At 32.2% G+C, this 6,901-nt stretch carries 6 protein-coding genes; all 6 read left to right on the top strand.

The window, feature by feature from the left end; genetic code table 11:
• A partial coding sequence (locus VFS71_RS16800) for a DUF5687 family protein (protein ID WP_326402737.1) occupies positions 1–1,429 on the top strand: 1,429 nt, incomplete at its 5' end.
• Between the two features lie 59 nt (positions 1,430–1,488).
• Entirely contained in the window at positions 1,489–2,184 is a 696-nt protein-coding gene (locus tag VFS71_RS16795; protein ID WP_326402735.1) for an ABC transporter ATP-binding protein, read from the top strand.
• Between the two features lie 192 nt (positions 2,185–2,376).
• Entirely contained in the window at positions 2,377–4,893 is a 2,517-nt protein-coding gene (locus VFS71_RS16790) for a gliding motility protein (RefSeq protein ID WP_326402734.1), read from the top strand.
• A gap of 2 nt (positions 4,894–4,895) precedes the next feature.
• Entirely contained in the window at positions 4,896–5,282 is a 387-nt protein-coding gene (locus VFS71_RS16785; protein WP_326402733.1) for a polymer-forming cytoskeletal protein, read from the top strand.
• Positions 5,269–5,502, top strand: coding sequence for an AtpZ/AtpI family protein (locus tag VFS71_RS16780; protein ID WP_111408336.1), 234 nt, complete (start codon positions 5,269–5,271; stop codon positions 5,500–5,502). Before VFS71_RS16785 ends, VFS71_RS16780 begins: the two co-directional genes overlap by 14 nt.
• Positions 5,503–6,097: 595 nt before the next feature.
• Positions 6,098–6,901, top strand: an 804-nt coding sequence (locus VFS71_RS16775; protein ID WP_326402732.1) for a F0F1 ATP synthase subunit A, incomplete at its 3' end; no start/stop codon positions are given.

The raw sequence follows: 6,901 nt of genomic DNA, 5'->3' as shown, positions 1-6,901 counted from the left end.
TTTCACGAGATCTGCTTCGTTCGCTTCAAATTTGGCCTTGAAAATATTGATGGGATTTCTTGTTCTATATTTCACATTGGTTTTTTTAGCATTGGGAATAGGGGCTTTTTATATTCTTAGGGAAATGAAATTGGATCCATTAGTTACCATAAACAAGTTTTTGGTGTATTACTTTTTGATAGATTTGATTGTCAGGCTTTTGCTGCAGGCAATTCCGGTCATGAATATTCGACCGCTATTGATCATGCCTTTCAAACGGCCAATCATTGTGCATTTCTCGTTAGGGAAGACCATGTTGTCTTTTTTTAATCTAGTGCATGGTTTTTTCTTTCTTCCTTTTAGTGCGGTTTTAATTTACGAAGGCTACGATGCAATTAGTGTATTGCTTTGGTTGACGGCTCTTTATTCTATCGTTTTTGCCAATAATTTCCTGAATATTCTGTTGAATAACAAAGACAATTTATTGGGAGTTTTTATAACTATTGTTGTGATTTTGGGAGGTTGTCAATATTACAAAATCTTTGATATTACTAATTATGTTTACCCATTTTTTGAAGCGTTATTCCACACCAAATGGGTTTTTATGATTCCAGTTCTAGTTTTAGCTGGATTGTATTTTTGGACTTATAATTATCTAAAAGGCGATTTGTATTTGGACGCAGGACTATCTTCCAAAAATGATATTGCTAAAACCGAGAATTTAACTTGGTTAAACCAGTTTGGAACTTTAGGAACGTTTTTGAAAAATGACATTAAATTAATCAAAAGGAACAAACGCTCTAAAACTACAGTTGGTTTAAGTATCATGTTTTTATTTTATGGTTTAATATTTTTCAACAGTAATTCGCATCAACCGCCAGTGATGCTAATTTTTGCAGGAATATTTGTTTCAGGGGGATTTTTATTCACGTTTGGCCAGTTTGTTCCGAGTTGGGACAGTTCGTATTACCAATTGATGATGACACAAAATATTCCATACAAAGGCTATTTGAATTCAAAATGGTGGCTGATTGTTATTGGCACTGTTGTTTCGACTATTTTGGCTTCCTTTTATTTGTATTTTGGATGGCAAGTGTATCTTACTATTGTTGCAGGAGCCATTTATAATATTGGGGTGAATTCACATTTAGTATTGTTGGGAGGCGCTTTTACAAAAACGCCTATAGATTTATCGATGTCGAAAGGTGCTTTTGGTGACAAAAAAGCCTTTAATGTAAACACTATGTTGCTTTCTATACCCAAATTAGTTCTTCCATTAGTTCTATATTGGTTGGGATCTTATATCATGAACCCAAAATTGGGACTGGCTTTTGTGGCATTAGCAGGTTTGTTAGGGTTTATGTTTAGAAACACCGTTTTTTCAATAATAGAAAAAATTTATAAAAAAGAGAAATACAAAACTATCGCAGCTTACAAACAGAAGGCTTAATAAAATCACTTTTTAAAGTCTTTAATTTAAAATCTATTATCTAAAAATTCACAATTATCATGATACAAGTTAATAACCTTTCCAAAGAATATAACGGGACAACCGTATTGAATATAGAATCATTAGAAATTCCAAAAGGACAGAGTTTTGGATTAGTGGGAAATAACGGCGCAGGAAAAACAACTTTTTTCAGTTTGTTGTTGGACTTAATTCAGCCTACAACCGGGCATATTTTAAACAATGAAATTCAGGTGAATACTAGTGAAGACTGGAAACCTTTTACGGCTTCTTTTTTGGATGAGAGTTTTCTAATAGGATACTTAACTCCCGAAGAATACTTCTATTTCATTGGTGATTTGAGAGGACAAAACAAAGCCGATGTTGATGCGTTATTGACTCGATATGAAGAATTCTTCAATGGTGAAATTCTTAAAAATAAAAAATACTTACGCGATTTATCCAAAGGAAACCAAAAGAAGGTGGGAATCATCGCCACATTAATAGGGAATCCAGAGGTAATTATTTTGGACGAACCTTTTGCCAATTTAGATCCGACAACGGTAAATAGATTAAAAAAAATTATCAAAGAATTGGCGGATAATCCAAATATTACTGTTCTGGTTTCTAGTCATGATTTGCAGCATACTGTTGAAGTTTGTGATCGAATTGTTGCATTAAACAAAGGGGAATTGGTAAAAGATATGCCAACTACAAAAGAGACACTCCAAGAATTGGAATTGTTTTTTGCGGTTTAAATTTATATATTTCAAAAAGAAACGTATTTTTACAAGTCATTATACTAAAATACTTTTTTATAAGTTTAATGATTTAAACGTTTACCCTTGAATAGCAATACATTTAAATACTTTTTAGCCGTATTATTTTTATCATTTTTGATAGCCTGTTCTACCAAGAAGGATACTTTTTTGGCTAGAAATTCCCACGCTTTGAGTACAAAACTCAACATACTGTACAATGGCCAAATTGCTTTAGATAAAGGGGTAAAAGGGATAAATGACAACACTGTAGAGAATTTCTGGAAACGTTTACCCGTGGAGAAAATGCAAGTCAGTGATGATGTGCCCGTTGACGGGAAAACCAAAAATTCCGATTTTGAAATTGCGGAAGCCAAGGCAACCAAAGCCATCCAAAAACATTCCATGAATATTGGTGGTCGAGAAAAAAACTATCAAATTGATGAAGCCTATTTATTGCTAGGAAAAGCGAGATATTATGATCAAAGATTTATTCCTGCTTTGGATGCTTTTAATTATATTCTTTATAAGTATCCCAATAGCAGCAATATTTATGATGCCAAAATGTGGCGTGAAAAAACAAATGTCCGTTTGGGGAATGATGCTTTGGCCATAAAAAACACCTCAAAACTCATTAAGGATAACGATTTAAAAAAGCAGGAATTTGCAAATGCAAATGCCATTTTAGCAAGTGCATTTTTGAATATCGAAGAAAAAGACAGCGCTATCGTTAAGCTAAAATTGGCGAATGACTTTACCAAAATTCATGAGGAAAAAGAGCGCTATTCTTTTTTGTTGGGACAATTGTATGAAGAGGTAGGACAAAAAGACAGTGCTATCTATTTTTATCAAACTGTTATTGATATGAATAGAAAAGCAGAAAGAAAATTTGTTATTCAGGCTTACGCCAAAAAAGCGAAACTCAATAATTATCAAGGTGAGGATTATGATTTATTTGTAAAAAAATCCAAAAAAATCATGGAGGACAGAGAAAATAGGCCGTTCTTGGATGTGATTTATCATAGTATTGGAATTTTTTATGATAATAATAATCAGAAAGAATTGGCATTGGATTATTACAATGCTTCTTTAGATGCCAAATCTAAGGATCCTTATTTGAATGCGTCTAATTATAGAAATATTGGGAATTTATATTTCAAGCACACTGATTATTTTTTTGCAGCCAAAAGTTATGATAAATGTTTGGAATTATTGGACCCAAAAACCAGAGAATATCTTCAGATTTCTAAAATTAGAAAGAATTTGGATGAGGCTATTGTAAATGAGGCTATCGCCAAACGAAATGACAGTATTATCTACGTTGCTTCTTTGAAAGAGCCGGAACAAGTAATATATTATGAAAATTATATTCAAAAATTAAAAAGTAGTGATGAGCTTAAAAAATTACTTGCTGAGAAACAAAAGAAAATAGAAGACAATATTGCATTAAATGTTGGGACAAATATGCCTAATGATGCAATCTCAAATCAAAATGGTCAAGATACGAATCCACCCTCTTTTGCACCACCTACTAATAGTAATCCAGCAGCAACTTCCAATACATTCTATTTTTACAACCCCAACACTGTTGCTTACGGAAAACTTGAGTTTAAAAAATCTTGGGGGAACAGGTCCCAAAATGGGTATTGGAGAATTTCATCTGGAGCAGTTCAAAATCAAAATACGTCTGGAAGCAATACAGTGGTTGATACTATAAACAAATCAATAGTTTCGACAGATGTAAATGAAAAATATACTACGGACTATTATTTAAAGCAATTGCCAAAATCGCAAACTGCAATTGACAGCATTACCAAAGAAAGAAATGCAGTTTATTATCAATTGGGAGTTATTTATAAAGAAAAATTCAAAGAATATAATTTAGCATCCGCTAGATTGGAGCAGTTGTTATTGTACCAACCAGAAGAAAAATTAATTCTTCCTACTAAATACAATTTATATAAGATATACGAAATTACCAATCCAACTAAAGCGGCCTCAATTAAAAATGAAATAGTAAGCCAATATCCAGATTCTCGTTATGCTCAAATCATTACTAATTCAAGTCCAAAAACAGGCATTGGTAATGACACTCCAGAAGGAGAATATGAAAATTTATATAGATTGTTTCAGCAAGAATATTTCACTTCTGTCTTGAAACAAGTGGATGGTTTGATTAATCATTTTGCGGGGGAAGCGATTGTGCCGAAATTCGAATTGCTAAAAGCGTATACTATTGGTAAACTATATGGATTGGAAGCTTATAAAAAAGCAATACAATATGTAGCCGATAATTATGCCAATAGCAATGAAGGAAAAGATGCCATTGAAATTCTTAAAACACAAATTCCGCTTTTGGAAAAAATGAGTTTCAGTACAGTTGATTCTAAAAATTGGAAGGTTATTTTTAGAATAGATAAAAATGACGAGAAAAGTGCATCGGCAATTGAAAGCAAATTGATTTTGTTTTTTGCCAATGAAAATGTGGAGAAATTAAAATACACCTGTGATATTTATACTGAAAAAGAAAGCTTCATCTCTATTCAAGGAATCCATTCAGAATCGTATGCCCAATTTGTTGCCGCTCTTTTTGCAGAAAATGAAAAATACAAAATTAGCCAGCCAGGAATTGTGATTTCAAATGAAAATTATAAAATAATTCAAATCAAGAAAAATCTTGAAGAGTTTCTTTCATTAAAAAAACCGTAATTATGTTTGATAAAAAGCCAAAATCGTACACAGATCTTTTAGGGAAAACCAATAGAATTGTAGAAGGTACAACAATACATGGGGACATAATTTCACCAGCCGATTTTAGATTAGATGGTGAACTGATAGGTAATTTTACATCTAATGGGAAATTAGTGATTGGGCCAGCAGGAAGTGTCAAAGGTGATATCATTTGTAACATGGCAGACATTGAAGGAAAATTTGAAGGAAAAATTCAAATTGAGGATACCTTAAACATTAAAGAATCAGCAAGTATTATAGGAGAAGTTATTATAGGTAAATTATCGGTAGAGCCAGGGGCCACTTTCAATGCATCCTGTGTTATGTTATCTAACAACACTAAAGGAATAAAAAGTGCCGACGAATAATGATCCCAAAAAGAACAACTACAATAAATGGTTGGCTTTAATTAATATCCCAATACAAATGGGAATTATAATTTACCTGTTTGCCTATTTTGGAAATTGGTTGGACGAAAATCATCCCAGCACAAAAGTTTATTATGTAAAAGTGATGGTAATGGTAGGTGTTGTTTTGGCACTGTATAATGTTATCCGGCAAGTAAACGAAATCAACAAAAAACAATAAAATAAAAAAGCATAATGAATTTTAAAAAAACACTCTCGTTTTTAACTTTAGGGGGTATTGCATTCCTATTATACGTAATTCATAAAATGGTTTTCTATGGTTTTAAGATCAACCAAGAGACCTTTCTCTATTCTCTAGAAACACTTTATTTGTTTTTCTTCGTTTTGTCGGCTATTATTTTCAAAGTTTTGTTAACAATAAGAGAAAGAAGTTTTGATAATGTTGGAATGTCTTTCCTTTTGGCGACAAGTATAAAGATGGTTTTTTGTTATTTGATTTTGAGACCATTATTACAAGTTCCAAAACCCAATGATCCTACGGAAAGAATAAATTTTCTTATATTGTTTATTGTCTTTTTAACAATTGAGACCCTTTTTACGATACGCTTAGTAAACGAAAAGCAATAATCAATACCTCTGTGAATCAAATTCTCAAAAAAATACTTTTATATGCTTTTGAGTATTAATAAAAAATGTACCTTTGCACCAAATTTTAGAATCGTTAAAAAATAAGATATTTAAGAGATATGGTGATTTCCAACAAAGCACTTAGATTTATTATAGCGACTTTCGTTATATGTCTTCCTTTTATTAGTATGGCAAATCCTGAAAAGGACACTACAATTGTTCAAACTGTAGTAGCACATGAAGGTGCAGAAGCAAGCCACGAAGCACATGCTGAACCAACAGATGTGAAATCTAAAGTAAAAGCATTTATAAAACACCACGTTTTAGATTCTCATGAATTTTCTTTTTTCCAAGATGATGAAACAGGAGTTCATTACGGTTTTTCATTACCTATTATTATTTGGGATAATGGTTTTCAAATTTTCTCTTCTTCAAAATTCGAACATGGTGAAGCTGTTGCAGAATCAAACGGGAATTTCTACAAAATAAACCACCACGACGGAAAAATTTACAAAACTGACGCTGCTGGTACAATTACCGAAGATGAAAAATCAGGGCACCCTACAAATGTGCGTCCTTTGGATTTGTCAATTACAAAATCTGTTTTATCTATAATGATTGCATCGGTTTTGATGTTTTTCCTTTTTACAGGTTTGGCAAAATCATATGCTAAGAATAATGGAATTGCTTCTGGAGCAGGTCGCATATTTGAGCCGGTTGTATTGTTTATTCGTGACGAAATTGCAATCCCAAATATTGGTGAGAAACATTATAAGAAATACATGAGTTATTTATTGACTATCTTTTTCTTCATATTATTTTTAAATATTTTCGGTTTGATGCCATTCGGTATCAATGTAACAGGGAATCTTACTATTACATTTTCATTAGCTATATTAACGTTTTTAATTACAAATCTTACTGCCAATAAAAATTATTGGGGACACATTTTCTGGATGCCAGGTGTGCCAAAACCGATGCGAATTGTATTG

This window comes from Flavobacterium sp., from assembly GCF_035760125.1.
Classification (GTDB): Bacteria; Bacteroidota; Bacteroidia; order Flavobacteriales; family Flavobacteriaceae; genus Flavobacterium.
This window is presented reverse-complemented; position numbering and strand designations above follow the sequence as displayed.

Coding starts and splice junctions, on each gene's coding strand:
- VFS71_RS16785 (WP_326402733.1), top strand. CDS start 4,896: ATGTTTGATAAAAAGCCAAAATCGTACACAGATCTTTTAGGGAAAACC.
- VFS71_RS16795 (WP_326402735.1), top strand. CDS start 1,489: ATGATACAAGTTAATAACCTTTCCAAAGAATATAACGGGACAACCGTA.